The sequence below is a fragment of the Paraburkholderia elongata genome, assembly GCF_013177735.1.
Lineage (GTDB): Bacteria > Pseudomonadota > Gammaproteobacteria > Burkholderiales > Burkholderiaceae > Paraburkholderia > Paraburkholderia elongata.
In genome coordinates this window covers 1-19,821 of record NZ_WOEZ01000314.1, presented here as the reverse complement: position 1 = coordinate 19,821, position 19,821 = coordinate 1, and the positions used below count along the sequence as shown (strand labels likewise).

19 protein-coding genes and 1 pseudogene are annotated in these 19,821 nt (G+C 61.7%); 8 read left to right on the top strand and 12 right to left on the bottom strand.

Features of this window, described 5'->3' with window-relative positions; genetic code table 11:
- Positions 1-27: 27 nt before the first annotated feature.
- From GNZ13_RS49690 to GNZ13_RS49680, 3 genes are all read right to left on the bottom strand, one after another.
- Positions 28-666 carry an NAD(P)H-binding protein gene (locus tag GNZ13_RS49690; protein WP_172178806.1) on the bottom strand — a complete coding sequence of 213 codons (639 nt, stop codon included), beginning with the start codon at positions 664-666 and terminating at the stop codon, positions 28-30.
- Between the two features lie 61 nt (positions 667-727).
- Complete coding sequence (locus GNZ13_RS49685; RefSeq protein WP_172178805.1) at positions 728-1,237, bottom strand: hypothetical protein; 510 nt, start codon at positions 1,235-1,237, stop codon at positions 728-730.
- A 44-nt stretch (positions 1,238-1,281) separates the two neighbouring features.
- The gene (locus tag GNZ13_RS49680) at positions 1,282-2,382 is read right to left on the bottom strand and encodes an NmrA family NAD(P)-binding protein (RefSeq protein WP_172178804.1); all 1,101 of its coding nucleotides are present in this window, start codon (positions 2,380-2,382) and stop codon (positions 1,282-1,284) included.
- Between the two features lie 87 nt (positions 2,383-2,469).
- Here GNZ13_RS49680 and GNZ13_RS49675 point away from each other — a divergent pair, with 87 nt between their 5' ends.
- Entirely contained in the window at positions 2,470-3,141 is a 672-nt protein-coding gene (locus tag GNZ13_RS49675; RefSeq protein WP_172178803.1) for a TetR/AcrR family transcriptional regulator, read from the top strand.
- A 311-nt stretch (positions 3,142-3,452) separates the two neighbouring features.
- Here GNZ13_RS49675 and GNZ13_RS54090 read toward each other — a convergent pair whose 3' ends face one another.
- The gene (locus GNZ13_RS54090) at positions 3,453-3,593 is read right to left on the bottom strand and encodes a cellulose synthase subunit BcsC-related outer membrane protein (protein WP_328807425.1); all 141 of its coding nucleotides are present in this window, start codon (positions 3,591-3,593) and stop codon (positions 3,453-3,455) included.
- A complete protein-coding gene (locus tag GNZ13_RS54085; protein ID WP_328807426.1) occupies positions 3,553-3,702 on the bottom strand; it encodes a hypothetical protein in 150 nt (49 codons plus the stop codon). The genes GNZ13_RS54090 and GNZ13_RS54085 overlap by 41 nt, the downstream gene beginning before the upstream one ends.
- Positions 3,703-3,799: 97 nt before the next feature.
- On the opposite strand from GNZ13_RS54085, the gene bcsA reads away from it, so the two are divergent.
- From bcsA to GNZ13_RS53355, 6 genes and pseudogenes are all read left to right on the top strand, one after another.
- Positions 3,800-5,911 carry a UDP-forming cellulose synthase catalytic subunit gene (gene bcsA, locus GNZ13_RS49665; protein ID WP_172178802.1) on the top strand — a complete coding sequence of 704 codons (2,112 nt, stop codon included), beginning with the start codon at positions 3,800-3,802 and terminating at the stop codon, positions 5,909-5,911.
- Positions 5,904-7,442, top strand: a complete 1,539-nt coding sequence (locus tag GNZ13_RS49660) for a hypothetical protein (protein ID WP_172178801.1) — start codon at positions 5,904-5,906, stop codon at positions 7,440-7,442. Before bcsA ends, GNZ13_RS49660 begins: the two co-directional genes overlap by 8 nt.
- A 2-nt stretch (positions 7,443-7,444) precedes the next feature.
- Positions 7,445-9,661: a tetratricopeptide repeat protein gene (locus GNZ13_RS49655; protein WP_172178800.1), complete on the top strand. Its 2,217-nt coding sequence runs from the start codon at positions 7,445-7,447 to the stop codon at positions 9,659-9,661.
- 176 nt (positions 9,662-9,837) lie between these two features.
- Positions 9,838-10,095: a hypothetical protein gene (locus tag GNZ13_RS51895; RefSeq protein WP_216675324.1), complete on the top strand. Its 258-nt coding sequence runs from the start codon at positions 9,838-9,840 to the stop codon at positions 10,093-10,095.
- A 370-nt stretch (positions 10,096-10,465) separates the two neighbouring features.
- A pseudogene (locus GNZ13_RS53360) lies at positions 10,466-11,473 on the top strand (O-antigen ligase family protein); the annotation flags it as partial.
- Between the two features lie 255 nt (positions 11,474-11,728).
- Positions 11,729-12,874 (top strand): glycosyltransferase family 9 protein, encoded by a 1,146-nt coding sequence (locus tag GNZ13_RS53355; RefSeq protein WP_236002549.1) that lies wholly within the window; start codon positions 11,729-11,731, stop codon positions 12,872-12,874.
- A gap of 577 nt (positions 12,875-13,451) precedes the next feature.
- On the opposite strand, the gene GNZ13_RS49645 is transcribed toward GNZ13_RS53355, so the two are convergent.
- The 3 genes from GNZ13_RS49645 to GNZ13_RS53345 form a co-directional block, all read right to left on the bottom strand.
- Positions 13,452-14,132 carry a glutathione S-transferase family protein gene (locus GNZ13_RS49645; protein WP_172178798.1) on the bottom strand — a complete coding sequence of 227 codons (681 nt, stop codon included), beginning with the start codon at positions 14,130-14,132 and terminating at the stop codon, positions 13,452-13,454.
- A gap of 465 nt (positions 14,133-14,597) precedes the next feature.
- Positions 14,598-15,071: a hypothetical protein gene (locus tag GNZ13_RS53350; RefSeq protein ID WP_236002547.1), complete on the bottom strand. Its 474-nt coding sequence runs from the start codon at positions 15,069-15,071 to the stop codon at positions 14,598-14,600.
- Positions 15,072-15,419: 348 nt separating this feature from the next.
- Positions 15,420-15,965 carry a hypothetical protein gene (locus tag GNZ13_RS53345; RefSeq protein ID WP_236002546.1) on the bottom strand — a complete coding sequence of 182 codons (546 nt, stop codon included), beginning with the start codon at positions 15,963-15,965 and terminating at the stop codon, positions 15,420-15,422.
- Positions 15,966-16,417: 452 nt separating this feature from the next.
- On the opposite strand from GNZ13_RS53345, the gene GNZ13_RS49630 reads away from it, so the two are divergent.
- Positions 16,418-17,248 (top strand): hypothetical protein, encoded by an 831-nt coding sequence (locus tag GNZ13_RS49630; protein ID WP_172178797.1) that lies wholly within the window; start codon positions 16,418-16,420, stop codon positions 17,246-17,248.
- A gap of 231 nt (positions 17,249-17,479) precedes the next feature.
- On the opposite strand, the gene GNZ13_RS49625 is transcribed toward GNZ13_RS49630, so the two are convergent.
- The 4 genes from GNZ13_RS49625 to GNZ13_RS49610 all read right to left on the bottom strand — a co-directional run.
- Positions 17,480-17,755, bottom strand: a complete 276-nt coding sequence (locus GNZ13_RS49625; protein ID WP_172178796.1) for a hypothetical protein — start codon at positions 17,753-17,755, stop codon at positions 17,480-17,482.
- Complete coding sequence (locus GNZ13_RS53340; RefSeq protein ID WP_236002550.1) at positions 17,727-17,981, bottom strand: hypothetical protein; 255 nt, start codon at positions 17,979-17,981, stop codon at positions 17,727-17,729. The genes GNZ13_RS49625 and GNZ13_RS53340 overlap by 29 nt, the downstream gene beginning before the upstream one ends.
- A 268-nt stretch (positions 17,982-18,249) precedes the next feature.
- Positions 18,250-18,954, bottom strand: coding sequence for a hypothetical protein (locus GNZ13_RS49615; RefSeq protein ID WP_172178795.1), 705 nt, complete (start codon positions 18,952-18,954; stop codon positions 18,250-18,252).
- 366 nt (positions 18,955-19,320) lie between these two features.
- Positions 19,321-19,821 (bottom strand): AAA family ATPase (locus tag GNZ13_RS49610; protein WP_172178794.1); only part of this gene is annotated, 501 nt, incomplete at its 5' end.

Here is a 19,821-nt window from a genome sequence, read left to right as displayed (position 1 = left end):
ACACCATCAAACAATCTGAACTGCGCATCATCGGGCGAAGGTACTTTGCGCGCCGTGCTCATCGTGGCTTCCTGCCGTTTCGTTCCAGGCAGTATTGTATGGACCCGAGGGCTTTTGCGACAGCCTCGAGACGAGGGGGATTATCGTACAGCCGCTGCCCCACGGCAGCCGTATCACGTCCTGGCTCGCCAAGCTCGATCGCACCAGGGCGCGCAGGTTTTCGTAGAAAACCGTCGCTCTTAGATGCGTCGCACCGACTTCGGCCCATTCAAAAACCTGTTCGGAGAGATAGTTCTGCCGCATGCGCGGGGTAGGCGCGTCGGGCGACGAGCGTAACATCTCCAGATCGATCAGGCGGGTGATGCCGGCGCTGCGCGCCGCGACAGCCATGATCGCGGTTGCGTCCAGCAGGCCATCCTGGACCGGATAGGCGAAGTAGATCGCCGACACGCCGGCGACCGCGCGTTGGACGGCGTGGATGTCGAGCAGGTCTCCCTCGAAGAGCTCAGCGCCAAGGGCGCGCAAACGCCCCGAGCGCTCATCGGACCTGTGGACGAACGCGCGAACCGGTACCCCGCGCGCGAGCAGCATCTCGGATACGTGGCGGCCGGTTTGGCCTTGGCGACCACCGGAGGCCCCGGTGACGAGAACGGTTTGATTCGCCATGTTTACGATCTCCTCAAACATGCGTTAGCGGTCGCGCTATTCCTTACGACGGGCGGATACCTCATGCTGGGTGCTGCCTTTCCGCTATTGCGGATTCGTTGTGATGTTGAAGGAGAATCCGGAAAGCGAGTCCGTGCGTAATCAGTAATAGCGGTACAACGAGAGTCGGAATGAAGTACGTGGCGCCCAACTGCCCCGCCACGAGCCCGGCATCATTGGCCTGATAGAACGCGTTCAAGAGATCCGCTAAGCCCCACCAGTTGAAGATCCATGCGATGACAATGCCAGCCCCGCGTGGCAGCGATACCAGCGAGAGCAACGCGAGTGTCGCCGCAACGAGGTCCCCGTAGGCGGCGGAATACGCGAAGGCAGACGGCAGCTCGGGCGACACGACGCCTGGGACGAGGAATGCCAACCCAATGAAGCGGAAGCTGTGCAGGATGAGAAGAGGCCGCAGCGCTTCGGCCCGTCGCAGGAGGCGGAGTTTTGGCCAGATGTATCGCGTCGCGACGATTCCCCACGTGCTGAAGCTGAATGCGATGCTAACGAAAAACCAGAGTTGCGGCAGCATGAGTCTCTCCTTTGGTTCGAATTCCCGCGATCGACTGTGAGAACTTAAGCGCGCAGCGTGCGTAGCTCTGCGACCACAGCGCCTCGCTCCGCGTGAGCGATGGCATGCTCACGCAGCCAGACCTTGGACTCAGGCGCAAACTGCGGCTCTGACGGGAACGGGCGGCGCAGCTCACGGTCGTAGCGGTCGAGATTGAAGCCGGTGCTGAGCGGGGCGATCACGAACTGCGCGAACTCGCGAAGCCAATTGCCGAAGGTCCGCTGGTTGCGGGGCAGCGCCGCATAACGACGAGCGATCGTCTCGAAGTCCTCAGCGGGGCGGCCGGTCACATCGAGCACGTCAGTGGTTGGCGCCCCCAGCTCGAAGGCGCCGCGCTTGTGATCGTCGATGTAGTAGCGAACGCCACTGAACACATCGATCGGGTAGCCGCTCATCCGTGCGGCCTTCATGAACAGCCAGGTCGGGGTTGGCGCGACCTTAACTGATCGCCCAACGGCTCGGCCGATGGCCTTGGCCATGTCCTCCGCGCCGAGAAGCTCCGGTCCGGTGGGGCGGTAGCTTTTTCCGGCGTGCCGCGCAGGATCCATCAGCGCCGCGACGGCGACTCGCGCGATATCTTCGTTGGAAGGTGGCGCGTTGCGGCTATTACCGAAGATCCAGGGAAAGATGCCGAGATGCGCGGACAACCCAATCGTCACCAGGTAGTCGTCAGCGAAGAAGCCTGGGTTGACGATCGTATGCGCGACTCGAGGCATCATCGAGAACAATCGATCGACGAGCCAGTGCTGGCGGGTCATGAGGGCCGGATGCGAGGGGCTCGACAGCCATTGGGTGAGGCCCACGATGTGTTCGAGCCGGGATTCCCTGGCGGCGACGGCGAACGCGACCGCGCCCTGAATCATGTAGGGATCGGAAGGCGGACAATAGTAGGCGCGCTGAACGTCCGTCAGCGCGTCGGCGACGCGCTCGACATCACTCATGTCGGCGACCGCTATCTCGGCCCCCTGCGCCTGCAGCCGCGCGCTGCGGCCGTCTTCTCGGTGCACCATAGCGCGCACGGGATAGCCGGCCTTCAGCAGTTCGGCAACGGCGACGCTGCCTGTCTTCCCGGTCGCGCCGGTCACGAGGATCTTTGGCTTGAGCATGATAGCCTCCTGGCAGTCGTGGTACCCGTAAGTACCATAGGATGGCTCCAGTATGGTACTATGCGGTACCGAATGTCAAGAGAGACGATGATGACCACGGTATCGCTGTCAAAGGAGCGTCAGGAAGGCCGCGACGAAACCGAGGTGCGCGCGCGCATCCTCGATGCAGCCTTCGCAGCGTTCATGAAGAGTGGCTACGCGGCGACCAGCACGCTTGAGATCGCCACGCGCGCGCGCGTTTCGAAACGAGAGCTGTACGCGCTGGTGGGCAACAAGAAGGAAATGCTAATCGCATGCATCGGCGCGCGCGCCACGCGACTGCAGGTACCCGCTGACTTGCCCGTGCCGCACGATCGCGAGACCCTCGCGCACGTACTGACTTCCCTCGGGACGCAGCTCGTCCGCGAGATAACCGATCCAACGGTCATTGCGGTATTCCGACTGGCGATCGCCGAGGCGGTCCACGCGCCCGAGGTGGCGCAAGCGCTCGACTCCATAGGGCGCGAGACGAGTCGTGCCGCCTTGCGTCAAATCATGGCCCGGGCTCAGGCGTCCGGACTTCTCAATGGCCGTCCTGCCGAACTTGCCGAACGGTTCGGCGGGTTGCTGTGGGGTAATTTGATGGTCAGTCTGCTGCTCGGCGTCGCCGAGCGGCCGAACTCACGCGAAGTCGCGGCACGTGCCCGCAACGCCACAGATGCGTTTCTTCAACTTCATCCGCTCCCGATTAGCGCTACGATGCCCCGCCAGCACATCTGATGCATGGATGATCCGTCCAATGCCACGGCCACCTGGCGATTCCGTGGCATGGCTCCCGGGTGGCCGCTATCGAGAAACGTGCGAGGCGAGATCGAGTGGCGGCTCCTGGCCGAGCCCTGTCCGACGCGGACCTCGATCGATCTCAGATTGCAGCAGGGATGCGAAAGACACAAAGCGACCCACTCCGGCCCTTCGACCCGCCGTGACCTCAACGGCAGCTCTCAAGGTACAACGGCCAGACCCGAGGTCAAGCCGAGCAGGCAACACCGCTCGGTATGCTGAAAGGTGTTATTCCAGCTGGTTTCGAGACTTCACTGCCACTGCCATATGTGTCCTTCCTCCGACAGCCATTGCAGCGCCACACCCGTGCTCACTGATGACTGCGGGCTGCAATACCTTCCGTGACTCCAGCTATAGAAATTCTCGTTGCGACGATACGAAAGGTAATGCACCGCATGGTCCCATGCTGAAGTAATCGAAGCTGGGTACGCGGAAATCGTAGCCGCCAGACAGATCGGCCGAGATGCCTTCGTTGCCCACCACGTTCTGCCGGTCAGCCACTGTGCCTCCGTGGCTGCACCATTCGAATGGCACAATCCGCAGTTAGGCGCTAATCTCATACAAAATACCGCAGCGCCAACCGTACGGATATCCGGGCATGCAGCAGAAAATTCATGGAATTACCGTGCTCGCACTGCTGGCGGCGCTCGCCGTACTGGCTGTTCTTTCAGTCGGCTTGCCTCACTCCGTAGCCAACGCATTACTCTTCATTGCACTGTTCGGGTTTCTCGCCCTTGTGCAGACGCCTGCCACGCGACCGTTACTGCTTGCCGTTAGCGGCTTCGTCATAATTCGCTACATCGCGTGGCGCTTCGAATCGTTCCCGATCCATGGCGGCCTGCCCACGAAGATCGCCGCCGCAGCCTTGCTGGCGGCCGAACTCTATTGCATGGGCGTGGTGCTGCTCGGCTATTTCGTCAATGTCCGGCCGCTTGAGCGTCAGCCGCTGCCGCTGCCCACCGATCCCGACTTGCTTCCATTGGTCGACGTCTACATTCCGACCTACTCGGAGCCACTGTCGGTCGTTGCCCCAACGGTGTGCGGCGCAGTCGAAATCGACTATCCAAAAGACCGCTTCCGCGTCCACGTGCTCGACGATGGCTTCCCTCGATCCAAAACCGCGAAAAGCCTCGCGCAGCGGCAGGCTCTCGCCGAACGTGCCGCGCAGTTGAAGGAATTATGCGCAAGGCATGGCGCCATCTATCTGACTCGCGAATCGAACGAGCACGCAAAGAGCGGCAATCTGAACGCGGCATTGCAAAACACGGCGGGCGAGCTGATTGCCATTCTCGATGCGGATCACGTGCCGACGCGCGATTTTTTGCGCTCCACCGTCGGCTTTTTCATGCAGGATCCGAAAGCCGCATTGGTGCAGACGCCGCATTTCTTTACCAACCCGGACCCGCTCGAAAAGAACCTCGGTCTGTTCAACCAGATGCCGGCGGAGAACGACCTGTTCTACCGTGTCGTTCAGCCGGGCCTGGATACCTGGAATACGTCGTTTTTCTGCGGCTCCGGCGCTGTTGTCCGGCGTGCCGCCATCATGGAAGTCGGCGGATTCTCGACGGACTCCATTACCGAAGACGCTTCGACTTCAGTCAAGTTGCATCAGCGAGGCTGGCGTTCGGTGTATTTCGGCCGGCCGATGGTCGCAGGTCTGCAGCCTGAAACGATTTCGGGTTTCCTCGTTCAGCGCATCCGCTGGGGCGTCGGCATGATGCAGATTCTCATGAAACAGAATCCCTGGCTCATTCGGGGGCTGACGCCGGCTCAGCGGTTCTGCTATTTTTCGGTCGGTCTCTTCTGGTTTTTTCCGTTCGCCCGCCTCGTCACTTTCCTTGTGCCGATTATCGGCATCGTGTTCAAGCTGCAGATGTACCCGGGCGGGACGGACAACCTCCTCAGCTACACGCTTCCGTTTCTCGTCGTCGCGCTTTTGACGGCCGAGCGGCTGAACGGACGCTTCCGACGCATCTTTTCCTCCGAGCTCTACGAAACGCTCCAGGCGTTTTACATGCTGCCGGCCCTCGTATCGGCCCTCGCGCGCCCCAACGCCCCGACGTTCAGCGTCACGCCAAAGGGAGAGCAAAGCGAAGCAGACTTCATCAGCGAATTCCGTCTGCCGTTCTACGGAATGTTTGTCTGCTGTGCGATCGGCCTCCTTTGGGGCATGGTTCGGATGGTCCACGAACCGGAGTCGCGCCCCATCCTCGTGGCGGGCGTGCTCTGGATCGCCTTCAATCTTTTTCTGAGCTTCGGCGCGCTCGGCGCGCTGTTCGAGAAAGCACAGCGCCGCGCGCGTCCCCGCATCGACATCGACGAACCGATCACCGTCTCCGGTGAATTCGGCGAACAGGAAGTGCTGCTCCTCGATGCCAATGAACTGGGCTTGCGGATACGCGTTCCCGACGGCCTGGTCCTGGATCGATTCGAAGTCAGGTTCCAGCATCACCTGCTGGCCGCGTATGTCATTCCTCCCTTCAATGCGGCGAGTAACGATTATGTCGCGCTTTACGCACCCCGGTCGCCGGAGGAAGAACGGGCCGCTGTCATCCTCGCTTACGGCGACAGCGACCGTTGGATGCGACAGTGGAAGCGGCGAGAGGCGTCGGCAAACTTCATCAAGTCCCTGTTGGGCATGCTCGCCATCTCGCTCAGAGGCGCCCATGCCCATGCGCGCCACGTCGTCCGCAAAGGCTTTCATGGCTAAGTGGCTCGTTCGCGCCCTTGCCGCGTGCCTGCTGAGCCTGGCCACACTGTCCGCAACGGCGCAGACGGTGACACGGCCGTTTTCCTTGCTCCGCCCAACAGGCGGCGCAGCCGCTGCCGCGCATGCGCTCATCGTCGAACTCTCTCCACGCGAAGCCCTGAGCGGGGTGCATCTCCGTGTTGCGTCAGCTGCTGCACCACCGGCCGGCGCCCGGTACGTGGTCTGGGTGAACGGCGCACAGGCGGCCGAGCTCGATGCGAACGAAGCCGAGCAGACCCTCGCGCTTTCGCCGGGCGCCTTTATGCCCGGCACCAACAGCATCCAGCTGGCGCTCGTACCGCGCTCGGCAGCGATCAGCGCCGCAACCGCGCTCGCCAACGTTGCGCCTGTAGACGACGCGCGCTCCTCGGTGTCGCTGGACTTCGCCGGGCTGCGCCCCAATACGGCCCCGACATTGGCGCAGCTTCCCGTGGCATTTGACGGGCGGGCATGGATGCCGCGCACCGTGACGATCGACTTGGGACGGAATCCGGCATCGCCGGAGCAACTGCGGGCGACGGCGCTCGCAGTGCAAGGTATCGCTGCCCGTATGCGGCAGGTGGATGTGACGGCCGCTTATGAGAATGAAAGCCCGATCGTCGCGGGGGACCATGATCTGGCTTCGTGGGCTATCGCGCCGGGAGCCGCGCGCGCCGGCGACGTCCTGCTGGTCGGCACACGTGCAGCGCTCGCGGATGCATTGCCCGCTGCGGTGGCAAGCGCGATTACCGGCCCGTTTCTCGGCGTCTATTCCGCCTACGAGGGCAAGTCCGTCATTGTCGTGCTCTCGGGCGTCACCGATGCCGATTGCGTGCATGCTGCGCAGGCGTTCGCAGATACGGCCATGGTGTTCCCTGCCCGCAGCGCGATCACGCTCGACGACGCGACGGCCGTTCACGCACCGCAAACACATCTCGCCATTGCGCTGGGAGAGGAGCACTCCGCGCTCGTGCGCGCCGCACTGAATTTCGCTGCGATCCGGGCTCGGGCGACGGGCGCGCTCGTCGACTTTACGTTCACGTTCTCCGGCGACAGCGCCCACACCGATCTGTTTTTTGGTCGAGATGCCGAGCTTGCCACGCAGTTGCGTCGCCAACTGCCGGTCTATCCGCCCTTGCAACCGGGACAAGCCGTGTCCCTGCCGGGCAGTCTCGGCGCGCAACGGATCGTCGCCGTGCTCGGCAGCGGCGATGCGTCGGTGGCCCGTGCCGTCGACATGTTGCGCCAGCCGGCCACATGGTCGCTCTTTACCCGGGGGGCGACGGTTTTCGACACGGCGGCGGAGTCGGCCGTACCGCTTGCGCTCGCGAGGCGCTCGCCCGTCGCTGCGCTCCGGCTGCTGCTGATCGACCCCAAGGTGTTCTGGTCGGTTCTTGTCGCATTGTTGATCCTTTTATTCATCTTCCTGAACGTCACGTTGAAGGCGCAGGTGGCGAAACGGCTTGACGCCGGTAACCATGCGTCCTCGTCGCGTACGCCTCTAAAACGATAAACATGAATCGCACGCTCATTGCAGCAGCCGTCGGCGTTCTCTTCTCGTGGCAGGGCCTCGCATTTGCGGCAGAGCCTGCCCGTTTACCGGGCGCAAGCACGGTTTCCGCCACGCCAGCCTCGGGACCGGGCGGATGGGGCGATTCGCCCGCCGCGCAAGGCGCCGTCAAGCTGGCCGAGCCGCCCACTGCGCAAGGCCCCGCCAAACTCGGGCAGCCGGCCGTACCCAAGACCGTCGCCCGCCGACGCACGCAACAAGCGACGAAGGCGTTCGACACTGCACATCCGGCAAGCGCACTGCGAGGCGAGGCGTCCGTCTGCACGAGCCTTCCGGCGAAATGGGACCACGCGCAAGCGCTCGCCGACGCGGGCCGCACGACGCAAGCCTATACGCTCTACCTCGACCTGCTTCGCGCGTGCTCGGATCCCAGCGAACTCGCAGGTACGGCCTGGAAGGCCGCGAAAGCGCTGCCCCCGGCAGAGATCGACCGCCTCCTCGCGGATCCTGTGTTCGACAAGCTGTCGTTACGCAAGGTCCGTGCCGACCTGCGGCTGCAGCGCATGTATGCGGAGAATACGGCAGGCGATTACACCGGTGCGCTCGCCTACTCGCGCGAACTGCGCGCGGATTCGTCCGTCCAGCTCGATGCATCGGCGCTGGAAGTATCGGGCTGGCTCGAAGATCGCGCCCATTACGACAAGGCTGCAGAGCATCTGTTTCGCGAAGCCTTGAAGAGCGCGAAAGATCCGGCGTCGGCGCGGCTCGGGCTGACGCTATCGCTCATGCATCAGCAACGGCTCGCGGAAGCGGAAGTCGAATCGCGCGACCTGGCGACACCAGACGGCAAGCGTCTGCACGCTGCGATCGAGCTTGCCCTTGCCAAAGAGTCGGGCGACCCGGCGCAGGTCGACGCCGCGCTCAAGCTCGTCGATGAGACGGGCGACGCGACCGATCCGGCGACGCGTGCCCTCGCGGGATGGGCGTTGCTCAACAGCCGGCGCACGCAGCGAGCCGAACAGATCTTTGCGAAGCTCCATCAGGATGTGCCCGACAACGAAGAATATCTGCAGGGCCTGGCGTTTTCTTCCACCGCCAACCGCGACTACCAGACGCTCAGTACGCTCGTGGGCACCAATGCCCCGGGCACTCCGCCACTCGCCCGCCAGATGCTGGCGCAGCACGATGAAAGTCTTGGCCTGTACGATCATGCGCGAGCCCTGACTGGACATCCGTCCGAGGGACAGGAACCGGCGTTGCAATCGCTGTTTACCGTAGACCGGAAATCCGGTACAGCCGGGCAGGATAAGTTGACGGTCTGGACCATTCCGCAGCTGTCGGTCACATTGCCGCCAACTCCGTCGTTGTCCTTACGTATCGACGGCACGGTGCTACGCCTCGATAACGGCCAGCAACACGCTTGGGGCAAGCTGCTGGGGGGCACAGTCAGGAACGATCTCGGACAAGGAGTGCTGATCGCGGGCGTGGCAGTCGAAGCGCCGGGTGAAGGCACGACGCAAGTGTTCGGAAAAATCCAGTATCAGCAAATCGCCGAAAGCGAGGACGAGTTCGTACGGATTGCCGCCAGCCGCGACGGCATCTACGATTCGCTTCGTTCCTACGAGGGCGTGCCTTCGGAAACGGGGCCGGCCGTATCGTCCTCGCTCGAGATCGCTGCGCGTCAGGCAATCGGACGCAGCGCATTCCATGTTGGTGAAACGCTATCCGGCGGCGCCGTCACGGCGAGCGGAACGGCCGTCAACCCGTTCTATGCCGCGAGCCTCTCGCTCACGCGAGACTTCCACCTAAAGGGCTGGAGCTGGCTCAATGCCGGGCCGGAGGTACGCATCAGTTCATACCGCTACGACGCGAATCGGTATACCGGCCCCTACGCGGGCTACTGGAGTCCCAAATCGAACCGTGAGGCGGGACTCGTCTTCTACGCCCAGTCGGACGAGGGCGGCCGGTTCCTCTTCAAGACCGGCGGCCGCGTCGGGTATGCGACACGCGAACTCTTCACCGGCCGCGCATCGGGGGCGTTCGGAGAGGACACCACGACCATGGCCAGACTCGTTTCGCGAAATGTGATCGTTGGCGCGGGCGTTGGCTACCGCGCCTCGCCCGGCTATCAGGACATGAGCATCTTTGCCTGGGTGAAAATTCCGTTCGAACCACGCGGCCACCTTCGCGCCGCCGATCTTGTCACCCCACGCGGCTTCTAGCGTGTCGGGCGGGCGGCAAGCGAAATACCAGGTTACGACCATGGGCCTTGGCGTCGTAAAACGCCTCGTCGGCCTCCTCTACCCGAGTGGCCGGAGCCGGCCGGGACCGTGTGCCCACGGCGGTCGGAACCGGTCATTGCGGAATGACCGCAGACTGGAAAGTATGAACGCCGGGCATGGCCGATAACAAGGAGGCAAATGTGAGAGGCGGCGAGCGTCTGCTATTTGGGGATACTGTTGAAAAAGTCGTAGCGCGTCGCCCTAACACCACGAGCGAAAAATTCGACCTCTCAGATCGCCCCACAAACCGCTCGGGAGCATCGGTTAAGGGTAAAGCGACCCATGAAAACCGGGTTAGAACGACCGTCACCGACTTTTTCAACAGTATCCTGCTGGCATCGGCCATTAATCGGCGGTCAAGTGCGCCTCCATGATGTGCCACTCTAGCGCCCATCGCCGAGACAGAATCAGAAAAACAGCTGTCAGTATCGTCATGTAACAGGCAGAATTGGCAGCAATCCGACTGCAACATTTCCATGCGTCATTCGACAACCCGAGCGGCTGTGAGATGGACCTGTTCGCATGAGTCGAAACGACGATCGGCACTGGGTCGAACGGCAACCCACAGCCGGCGGATTTCACTCATCGGCGAGGCTTTCCTGAGAGTGGCCTGCTGCCACGTGTGCAGCCCACAGATTAAACATTAGTTGGTGCCGTGATTGCCGGCGGAAGTGGGGCGTTGTCACGTCGCATGGCACAATTGGCTTGGGCTGCTGCTTCTCGCTAGACTTACGAGCCGACGTGATGCGTACCAACCAACTATCAGGCGGTGTCGCCACCCTGGCTGTCGTGTTGTCGCCGGCTTTCATGCTGTCGATAAGAGGGGGCACTGGCTACTGCTTTTTCGTTATTTTCGCGCTTGCTCTGGCCTACCTTGGCGAAGCCGAGCATCGGCGTCGCGCGGCGGCGCTGTTTCGCGAGCACCGGCTCTTCGTCCTGGGTCTGATCGGCATGCCGGCCGTCGTGCTGTTCCAGATAGCGGTTTTTCGAAGCAGCACGTTCCCAGCGTTCGATCCATTCCTGCGGCTGGCTCTCGCCGTCCCGAGTTTTTTCTATCTGGGGTCGCTGGCGTCCCGGCAACTCCGCCTTGTGCAATGGGGATTTGTGGCGGGCGCGCTGGGCGCCGGCACGTGGGCCATTTACGCGCACTTTCATCCAGCCGTCTGGGTCTTTCCCGATCGCCTCGGCAATTCATTTACCAACCCGATCCCTTTCGGCGACACGGCATTGCTGCTCGGCTTCCTGTCGATTGTGTCGATTACGCGAGGCAGGTGTACGCACGCAGCTGAGGCGGCGATCAAGATCGCGGCGTTTCTGCTCGGCGGATACGCGTCATATTTGTCGGGCTCGCGCGGAGGCTGGATTGCGGTGCCGTTGCTCGTATGGACAACCGTCGGCGGCCGGCACTGGCTAGCCGGCAGGCGGGCACGCATTGCATTGGGCTGCGCGATCGTGGCGTTTTCCGTGGCACTCGCATCCACCAGCATTGTCCGTCAGCGGGTCGACGCGATCGTGTCCGACGTCAAGGGGATACAGCAAGGCGACATCGATACTTCGGTTGGCCTGCGCCTTGAATTGTGGCGCGCGTCCGCGCTCCTGTACTCGCGGCATCCGGCGTTTGGCGTGGGGCGCGGCCGTCTGGAGGAAGCGCTGAACGCGCTCGCCCAACGTGCCGAGGCGCCGCGAGCGATCGTCAACGCGGGCGCACATAGCGAGTTCTTCTCGACGCTGTCCCAAATGGGAACTGCCGGCGTGGCCGCACTGCTGCTTCTGTACGTCGGGACCTTCACACCGTTCTGGCGGAACCGGCTCAGCGCGGACGGCGAAATCGCTACCGCATCGTATCTGGGACTCGCCGTGGTTGGCAGTACGATCATCTTCGGGTTGACGATCGACGCGTTGACGCTCGTGATGAGCGCAGCCTTTTTCGCGCTGAGTGTCGCAACACTGGCTGCGTGGATCGAGGCGCGAAAGCGCGAAATCGGCGAAGCGGACAACTCACGTGCGCTGAAGCTGGAACGGCCTCCGCAAACGATTCTCGTGGCCTGCCCGCGTCGCATAGGCGATGTGTTGCTGGTGACGCCGCTTGTCCGGTCGATGAAGACGCAATGGCCCGAGGCCAGGATCGACATGATCGTGTTTCGAGGCACAGAGGGGGTACTTGAGCACAACCCGGATCTGCACCGCGTCATTACTTGCGCCCGGCGCGCCCCGCTGCGTGAGCGAATTGCCGACGCTGCGCGGATCTGGCGGCGTTACGATCTTGCCTGCGCAGCCATCGACTCCGATCGCGCACTGTTTTATACGTGGTTTGCCGGCCGCAAGCGGATCGGGCTCGTCAATGCCGATCGTGTGACGTGGTTCGCCCGCGTCATGCTTCACCGTATCGCGCTCGACCGGCAACTGCAGGCACACGTGGTGTCGAGCACCCTCGAACTGGCGCCGCTGGTGGGCGTGACGCCGCGCGGGGAGGTGGTCGCACCGGGCATCCGTCCCGATCCCGAGCGCAGAGCCCGGTTCGAGGCGCGGTTCAATGCGCCGCCCGCCGCGATGCCGGGGCAGCCAATGGTCGTGCTGCACCTGTGCCCCATGTACAGGTATAAACAATGGACCGTCGACGACTGGGCCGCAACGATCCGCTGGCTGCGCGCGCAGGGCTTTGCCGTCGCGCTGAGCGGAGGACCGGCGCAGGCCGAGCGCGAGTATGCCGGGCAGGTGGTCGCGGCGGCTGGCGAGCCGGTCCTGAACCTTGTCGGTGAACTGACGCTCGGCGAAACGGCGGAAATGATCCGGCGTGCGAATCTCTTCATTGGTCCCGATACGGGTACCACACATGTTGCTGCCGCATGCGGGACGTCGACGATTGCGCTGTTCGGCCCGGCGGACCCAGTTCGGTGGGGGCCGTGGCCATGCAACTGGCCGGTGGGTGAGGAACCATGGGCTCAACGCGGCTCAGGTCTGCGCGGCAACGTATACCTGTTGCAGGGGGAGAGCGAGTGCGTTCCGTGCCGGCAGGAAGGGTGCGGCCGGCATACGGAAAGCACAAGCGATTGCCTGACCAGCCTGCGGGCAAGCCGCGTGGTTGCTGTCGCTGCGCAACTGCTTGGTATACCCGCACCGACACAGATTCAGATCGTCGACATCAGCCGATAGAGGCGCCACGTGGGCGTCGGCGTTCGGCAGGTCACACCTTGCGCAATGAACGCCGCCAGTTCAGCAGTCCGCGCATGCACATCACCAAGGCAAACACGATCATGTATCTAACCGTGCCTTGGCTCTTCGGCTCAACGGTTTCGGCGGACGCCACGCAATGCAGGGTCTGCCGCGCACGGTCTATAGCTTTTCATCCGTCGGGCGGGCAAAGTTGAATGACGCCCGTGGCCCAATGACCGGCCGTTCGGCGGAGCCTCGCGACTGTCGCTTCCTGGCCGATACTGTTGAAAAAGTCGTAGCGCGTCGCCCCAACATCACGAGCGAAAAATTCGACCTCTCAGATCGCCCCACAAACCGCTCGCGAGCATCGGTTAAGGGTAAAGAGCGACCCATGAAAACCGGGTTAGAACGACCGTCACCGACTTTTTCAACAGTATCGGCCGCGTGCTGCCAGTCCGCCACCGCCAGTAGTCGATCCGTTGATGACGGTCGATGCGCGTGAAACTTGCCACTTACTAGCTGGCGTAAGTAGACGCAATGCGACGCGTAGCATCGTCCGCGGGAATTAGTAAGTACCTCAGGCGCAGCGCGCCAGCCATTCCGTCAAATGCGGATATTCAAGAACGCGCGACGAAGTAGGGCTTATCCTCATCATCCCGTCTATTTGGGCGGACACGGCGATGTCGGCGATGGACTTCGACTCGCCGACAAGCCACGGGCCTTCCTTAAGGAGCGTCTCCAGTAATCCAAAGTGGGCACACAATCGGTTCTGTACGCACGACGGGGACAATCTGCCAAGGCCCTGCGCCTTTAGCTTCTGCTTATACATGCGCCGCACAACAAAGCCGACCGGAATGCGCTCCCAAGCTAGACGGCCCGAACACAGCATGTTGATGTGTTCGGCCAGCGCACTTGCGTCACCCATAAGCAAAGAAGCCATCAGGTACCAGTACAACGACTCATCGGCCCAATCTTCGAGTAATAGCGCGTGGGCGCGATGATCGGGCTTCGGCGGAACCACCGGAAATTCAGGTACACGGCGTTCAAGGAAAATGACGATTTCCGAACTGTCCTGCACACGCTCCCCGTCGAAATCAACTACGGGCAACTGTCCAGCCGGCGAGAGTCTCGTCGCCTGTCGTCCGAGGACGCCGTTATAGTTCACTACCGAGAAGTCGATCCGCTTGTGGCGCAAGACCTTCCGAACCTTTCCGCAAAACGGCGACCGCTCCCATTGATGCAAGACGACCGTTGGCATACCCGACTCCTAGCTTATCAAAGGATAGAAGATGGCCACGCGAGCGCGCAGCTAGGGCGCTATTCTTGAGATCCGCACACAGGCTGACGGACGCGAAGCACTCCGCGTGCGCCGCGTCAATTGCATAAAAATCATATTGTCTCACCGCTTGCGGTCGCGGTTCGTGTCGGACCAGCGGTGGCCGGCCTCTTCCGGTCGATGAACGGCAGCACGCGACCCTCTCCGGCCGTTGGAGCCAGCGCGACGTGAACGGCGGCTTCCGAGGTCCCCATAGAAGCGGTCAATCGTGCACGCGTGCTGCCCGTCAAGTCATCGGCCAATATAGCCGCCGTTCGGATAACCACGAATTTTATCGCTCGCGAGTGGCGACTTACGCGACGACCACATGATCTGCGCGATTTCGACCCCTCTCCGACACTCGAGAATCGAAAACTGGATGCCGTAGGAGAGCCTGTCAGCGAGGGCTCACAGGTGTCGGCACTGTCGTTGGCCCAACGCAGTCTGATCGATGACGCGCGCCAAAGCGCGTGACGGAACCCATTGGCCTCCCTGTGCAATGAATCGGGACGTTGCGTCGACGACCGTCGGGTTGCTGTCATCATCGAATACGGCAAAGACAGGCGCGACGGCCAACTCCACGAGGGCAAATTGCTGCTGTTCGAATCTGCTCGGGTCGATGCGGCCTTCAGCATCGAACGTGAGAATGGAAAACGCGTTCCGAACGACGCGCACCGGGTTTCTGGCCACAAGCTCGACCACGACGCTGGCCATTCGTACTCGTTGCTCCGCAAAAACGGGCAGACAGTGGCTTGCCGGATCCCGCAGCATCCGGTCGAACCTGGTGCTTGACAGCCGCCAGAGGGTATCGTCACGAGCGATCAGAAACGTTCGGCAAGAAAAACCCATGGTTCTGCCCCTTGCATTAACGGTGATGCTCACCACGCCCGGCAAGATCCCACAACGTGCCTTCCCGGCGGGAGATTCGCCCCTGTACCTTACACCGCGCGCATGACCAGGCTTCGTGTCGTCTCGGTCGATGTCCCGCTCCGCTGGGCCTTTCCTGCACGTGAAGCACGTCGCAGTCATCGCGCTCGTGCAGTCGAAGTCAGTCGCGTAGGCGGCGGTTGCGTGAAACCACGCCACGGGCCTGGCCGAGCCCCGCTGAGGACCACGCGCGCCCTTCTCATCCAGAAAGTGTCCTGCGTTAACGAATGCATAACTACGGTCGGAATGAAGCGGGCAAGGAACGCCTCAGCGCGAGGATGGAAGCGCTTGCCTCTTGACGTCTCACTGAATGATCTCGCCGCTCCATCGATCACGGTTAGCCCAGAACGAACACTGCGTACATTTTTCGCCTTCGGGGTAGTCAATGCCTTCCTCATGCGGACAGCCGATGATGCGATCGACGGCCACCACTGATTTGGCACCATGCTGATCGATGAATCGAACGATTGCTTCGGTGACTTCCGGATCGATTCTCGCATCGGTTGCTTTGCAGAACCAGCGCTCAACAGGGTCGACGTCAGCACCTTCGTGCGCGACGATGCCAACAGAGACCTTCGTCGCTCTCGTGTCGTCTGGCCCGTAGAAGGCAACCGTTGCCACCGGATAAGCGCGGCCGGCTCCAGCGTCCCGGCCGCGCCACCGGTGTCGGGGGCGTTGAATGGTGACGACGGCCCGGGTCGCCCATTTCCTGAGCGGGCGGCGCGTGATCTCGCGGGAAACCGCAATGCTTTTTGGGCTCCCGGACTGCCAGCGCCCCGAGCGTATCGCCACAACGACGGAGACGCCCTGCAGTTGCTCGCGGGCGCTGATCAGCAGGGACGACAGCATCGACTCCCGACTCCGGTTCCCTGCCGGCAAGACGATACCGTATTCCGTATGCAGACCGCACCGCCGGGCCGCGTGCGCGACGTAGCGACATGACCGCCAGCTGGCCGACAGACATCCCGGCAATGAGCCATATATTAGTAATACAAATTACTTTGCATGTTGCTTCGCCATCCCTCACGGACGGGATGGAATTCGATCACGCGGATAAGCAGACCACGGCAGCCTGACCCGCTCCGGGGCGCTCCTTGCCCCGCGAGCGGCGAATCCTCTCAGCACACTCGGTTCCCGGGGCGACGTATCAACACGCCTTGTAAATCCAGGGAAAAAAACATGCCAGCTGTCAAGCCCCGAATGTGGGCCGATAACGTGTGATATTCGCGCCGAATCGCGTAATTGCAAGCCTTATCGTTGCACATGTTTAACGCAGCCCCCATCAATCAAAGGAGAATTTGATGACCGAAGGTGAAACGCAATGGCCCGGCACAACTGTGCCCGAACCGCTCAACAGCAATGTGCATTCGCTCATTACCCATCCCGGATCGGGCACACGCGGGCGCCGCGTACTGTTCTACAGTGAAAGCGGCAGTGTCGGCAAGAGTGTCGTGTCCTCGCTCGTCTTCGCCGCCACGGGCGGACTGGTTCTGTCAGTTCACTCACGTGGAGACGGAACAGGCGCCTACATGGTGCCGTCAGTAAAAGTCGGAACGCCCGAGATCCCGCGGCTGTTTGAAGTAATCGGGCAGCAATCGGGCAACGTGTTTGTTGATGTGAGTGTCCTGAGCGCGTCGGCATTCCAACGCCATGTTGAAGTGACCGGCTTGCTGCCGGGTGCCTTTGACGCGGTCGTCATTCCCACAACACCCGACTGGCATGGGCAGCAGGCAGCAATCAGCACGATGAAGTGGTGCCGCGATCTGGGCGTTGACCCTGCGCACGTGCGCCTCGTGTTGAACCGCGCGGACCGGCTGAAACCAGCACGGCCCCAGTTCGCAGCAGTTTTCGACTTTGTCGAAATCAACCGGGAATTTGAGAACGTCTCGCCAGATTGCGTGCTGCCTGAGTCCAGCATTGTTGAGTTTTGTTACCGTCGGCACTCCATCGGATCGCTCCTGTACAGCACCGTGGACTACAAGGCCCAACTGCAAGCTGCCTGGGGCCGCGGGGCCACAGGTCACGCGCTGGACGAGCTCGCCGCCCTACATGTCAACCAAAGAATCGCTCACGGACTCAAGCCATATGTTGACCGCTTAATCGGCTCGCTCACGCTGGCTCCGCGTCCGTAGCGCCAGGAACCGCGCGAGCGGCACCATGTGACGTCACGAATACGGCATGCCGCGGCGGCCATGACGCACGTCGCGCTCCTGGCGGCATGCGTTTTGGCGTTCGGGCCAACCGCATTCCGGTGTTTCATGGAATAGCTCAGAATGGCCGTAACTAGACCGGGCCCATGTCCCGGTCTAGTTGGGCTGCCCTAGCCGAAAAGATTTCAGATCGCTACCGATGATGCCGATGGTTCAGCAGGCGCTCGCCATTCGCTTGCCGTAGAAACAACCCGAGCATGAGGTCGGCTTCTGTCCCGTCAACTTGCCGTTGTTGCTGGGGACGCGCGCCGCACAGACGATCGTGGCCATTTCAATAGTGAACTCCTTCAAATGAAGGAAGTAGCAGTCTGCGCCGGCCGCTCCCGGGCAAAGAACGAGCTCTGCCGGCATTCCGATGGATGCTTCGAACAACGGGTCATACAGCCGCTCATACCGCGGGCTACTGCGGCGTCTTTCGAAGTTGTCCACGCAATGTTTCCGCGATGCTTTGCAACAGATCTGACAACGACATCCGCGCATCGAGTGGCCCAGTCACCGAGTGTCCTGAACTGGCCTCACCGTCGATGATCACCACGCCGAACCAGCCGGCGAGCTTCTCAGCAAACCCGTCGATCTTGCAGGAAGTATGGCGCTCTGGATATGCCGGCAGCGCAGTGCCGGCATATGTATAACGCCTGACCGTGTTTCTGGACATGCCCAGTCGTTTGGCAATCTTCCGCAACAAGACATGATCGCGAAAGCGCCAGCGTCAGATCATGCTAAATATCGCCACAGCGATGAGCCGTTCCCCTGCCCGATCCAGCCTCAGCGGACCAGTCCAGATTGCTGCGTAAGGCTGGGCAGGACACCTTGCAGATTAACGGGCCTAGCAGTCGACGCAACCTCTGTCCTTCTGATAGAAGATTCGCTCAACGATCTCCACCTTCTCCACTTTGATGAGGTCGGCATTGATGATGACTTCATCAGAACGGTCGAAGAACGCGGTGATGTCCTCTTTGCACACTGTTGTCCTGAGCAGGATTGCGTCCTGATACTTGTTCACTAAAATCCCGGCGAAATTCCGCGCTACTGTCCTGTTTGTCGTCCACGACAGGCCACTGGGAATTCGCGGCCGACCGGTCCCTTGAAGCCGGAAGGCCCTCATCGGGCAGGCTGGCCAGGCGGTGCCGCTCGGGGGGCGTCATCAGGTAGCGCACCGCATCTTCCAGTAGCTCAATATAAATCCAGTCGCGGGCGTTCATACCGGTCTCCTGCATCCGTCGTCTGAGCAGTCCTGCAATAACCGCTTTGTGGACGCGCCCCAACAGCAGACCCGCGAGCTCGACTGTGCAGGCTGCGTTCTCATCTTCCAGTTCAAATCCGAGCGCCATCGCCTCGGGGAGGTCGTACTCAGATTTAAGCCGGGGGCCAAATTTGGCCCACCATGCGCTACACGCGGACTTGTGGTGAAAAGCACTGGTTTGACCTTCTTCAGTGAGGACGAGAAGCGGGTTTGGAGGCGTGGTCATAATTGAGTTTCCCAACGGCACGGTTTTGGCATTTTCCTCTGTCATTGGGCATGCCACAGCGCACGCAGACGACGGGATGGGACTCTTTGCTGCCTGGATCATGTGCCCGCCTGCCCGGCGTTTGATCCCCAGCGTCTTTTTCTTCATGAACTTCGTCATAGCTAGACTCCGATAAATAGCGCTACCAATTGCACTTCGACACATATATGCGTCGGTTTCCAGTGCATCGCGTCCCGCCACCAGCAAAGCGGGAGAAACCACCTTTTGCGGTCCCGGTTTTACCTATCGGACATCCGGGGGAGAAATTTAGGGGGAATTTTGGGTTGCCGATCCCTGCAGAGGTCGCGCTTCGACCGGGACCGCCCCCGATGAGCCGCAAGTGGCGTGTGAAAAGGCAATACGCGCTGTGCAGGCCGCCTTGGTGAACCCGCCAAAACCGTCGACGCGAGCCTCGTGTCGAGCCTGCACAACGCGACAGAACCCGATTTTTACTAGCAGCGCGCTGTCACCCGGCCGGCGCTTTGCTCATCGCTTGCCGCAGGCCCCGGTCACGAAGACCATCCGTGCTGCCGTGCTGACGTCCCGCGGATGCAGTTCGGCGACCTTCCCCCTCAGGGCCCGCAGCGCGGCAAGGTTGACTGCGCCCGTGATCAGGGCGTCTGCATCAGCGACCGACCGACCGCAGAGTACAGAGCGGCACTCCTCAATCACTCCGTCAACGAGCGTGAATTGGCGCGCCACCTTTCCCAGTTCACGGATGACGTAGCCGCCCATGTCGTCATACCGCGGCACGTCGAACTGGACCTTCTCCTCGAAGCGGCCGCCCCTAACCGCCGCGGTGTCAAGACGATCGAAGAAGTTCGTCGCCGCGATATACATGACGTCACGAACCCGCCCGCCACTGCCATCGATCGTTGTCAGGATCTCATTAGTCAGGGTCCCGACGTCAGACGAATACCTGCGGTCCAGGAGAACGCTGTCAGCCTCATCAATTAACACAATCACCGGACGGATCTCCATCGCCTC

What these genes read in the sequence shown, in the direction of transcription:
- GNZ13_RS49685 (WP_172178805.1), bottom strand. Translation starts at nt 1,237, where the DNA reads ATGCTGCCGCAACTCTGGTTTTTCGTTAGCATCGCATTCAGCTTCAGC.
- bcsA (WP_172178802.1), top strand. Translation starts at nt 3,800, where the DNA reads ATGCAGCAGAAAATTCATGGAATTACCGTGCTCGCACTGCTGGCGGCG.
- GNZ13_RS49630 (WP_172178797.1), top strand. Translation starts at nt 16,418, where the DNA reads ATGACCGAAGGTGAAACGCAATGGCCCGGCACAACTGTGCCCGAACCG.
- GNZ13_RS49660 (WP_172178801.1), top strand. Translation starts at nt 5,904, where the DNA reads ATGGCTAAGTGGCTCGTTCGCGCCCTTGCCGCGTGCCTGCTGAGCCTG.
- GNZ13_RS49675 (WP_172178803.1), top strand. Translation starts at nt 2,470, where the DNA reads ATGATGACCACGGTATCGCTGTCAAAGGAGCGTCAGGAAGGCCGCGAC.
- GNZ13_RS49645 (WP_172178798.1), bottom strand. Translation starts at nt 14,132, where the DNA reads ATGCCAACGGTCGTCTTGCATCAATGGGAGCGGTCGCCGTTTTGCGGA.
- GNZ13_RS53340 (WP_236002550.1), bottom strand. Translation starts at nt 17,981, where the DNA reads ATGTCCAGAAACACGGTCAGGCGTTATACATATGCCGGCACTGCGCTG.
- GNZ13_RS49655 (WP_172178800.1), top strand. Translation starts at nt 7,445, where the DNA reads ATGAATCGCACGCTCATTGCAGCAGCCGTCGGCGTTCTCTTCTCGTGG.
- GNZ13_RS51895 (WP_216675324.1), top strand. Translation starts at nt 9,838, where the DNA reads ATGGCCGATAACAAGGAGGCAAATGTGAGAGGCGGCGAGCGTCTGCTA.
- GNZ13_RS49615 (WP_172178795.1), bottom strand. Translation starts at nt 18,954, where the DNA reads ATGACGAAGTTCATGAAGAAAAAGACGCTGGGGATCAAACGCCGGGCA.
- GNZ13_RS53345 (WP_236002546.1), bottom strand. Translation starts at nt 15,965, where the DNA reads ATGCTGTCGTCCCTGCTGATCAGCGCCCGCGAGCAACTGCAGGGCGTC.
- GNZ13_RS49680 (WP_172178804.1), bottom strand. Translation starts at nt 2,382, where the DNA reads ATGCTCAAGCCAAAGATCCTCGTGACCGGCGCGACCGGGAAGACAGGC.
- GNZ13_RS49690 (WP_172178806.1), bottom strand. Translation starts at nt 666, where the DNA reads ATGGCGAATCAAACCGTTCTCGTCACCGGGGCCTCCGGTGGTCGCCAA.